1 protein-coding gene and 1 pseudogene are annotated in these 1,056 nt (G+C 71.6%); both read right to left on the bottom strand.

The window, feature by feature from the left end:
* A pseudogene (locus L995_RS18790) lies at nucleotides 1-442 on the bottom strand (uracil-DNA glycosylase family protein); the annotation flags it as partial.
* Nucleotides 433-957, bottom strand: a complete 525-nt coding sequence (rimI, locus tag L995_RS18785; protein ID WP_016449114.1) for a ribosomal protein S18-alanine N-acetyltransferase — start codon at nucleotides 955-957, stop codon at nucleotides 433-435. The pseudogene L995_RS18790 and the gene rimI, both read right to left, overlap by 10 nt.
* Between the last annotated feature and the right edge of the window lie 99 nt (nucleotides 958-1,056).

The raw sequence follows: 1,056 nt of genomic DNA, 5'->3' as shown, positions 1-1,056 counted from the left end.
CCGCGTAGCCGCCTTCGCCGCCATCACCGGCCGGCGGCGTTGCCGCATACACGGGACGCACGGGGCCCAGCCGCCAGCCCAGGCCCGGTGCGCCGGCCACGGGCTGCTGCACGTAGCGGCGCGGCGGGCGTTCGCGTTCGGGGATGACGGGTGCGGGAGAGGCGTGCACGGGTGCGGGAGGCGGTGTCGCCTGGACCGGCGCCTGAACAGGCACCTGAACGCGTACGGGCGTTGGCGCGGCGACAGGCGACGATGCAGCAGACGCCGGTGCATCAGGCGCCGGTGCATCAGGCGCCGGGAGGGGCGCCGCTGCAGGCGCATCGGAGGGCGCAGCCAGGGCCTCGGACAGCACGGCGGGCGCGGTCTCGGGTTCGGGCAGCCAGACAGTGATGCCCATGGCATGCAGCATGGCCCGCTGGCGGGTGTCTAGATTCAGGGCCATAGCTTGAGGCTCATGAGCACGGCATGCTCGCGCGGGCCGTCGTGCATGGGGTAGTAGTTCTTGCGCAGGCCCACCTCCTGGTAGCCATGCGCGGCGTAGATGCTGCGTGCGCGGACATTGCTCTCGCGCACTTCCAGCCAGATCCATTGGGCCTGGCGCTGGCGCGACCACAGGGCCAGGGCGTCCAGCAGGATGCGGGCCCAGCCCTGGCGCTGGCGCGCCGGGGCCACGGTGATGTTGAGCAGGTGCACCTCGTCGAGCACGATCATGGCGACGAAGTAGCCGACCAGCCCGCCCTGGGCATCCACCAGCAGCTGGGTTTCATAGCCGGCCGCCATGGCGTCGATGAAGTTGCCGCGCGTCCAGGGATGGGAATAGGCCTGCTGCTCCACGGGCAGCAGCGTGTCCAGCCACAGCACGTTCAGCGGCTCGAAGCGCACGCTGTCCCGCTCCGACGCCAAGGCGTCGGTCAGGGGCGGCAGCGGCCGCGAGGGCTGTGGCGTGTGCGTGCTCATGCCTGGGCAGGAGGGGTCTCTGTGGTCTGCACGGGTGAAGCAAGCGCGGCTGCCGCCTTGGCAGCCTCGCGCTCGGCCGTGGTCTGCGCGACTACGCGG

This window comes from Delftia sp. ZNC0008, from assembly GCF_000799035.1.
Lineage (GTDB): Bacteria > Pseudomonadota > Gammaproteobacteria > Burkholderiales > Burkholderiaceae_C > Comamonas > Comamonas tsuruhatensis.
This window is presented reverse-complemented; position numbering and strand designations above follow the sequence as displayed.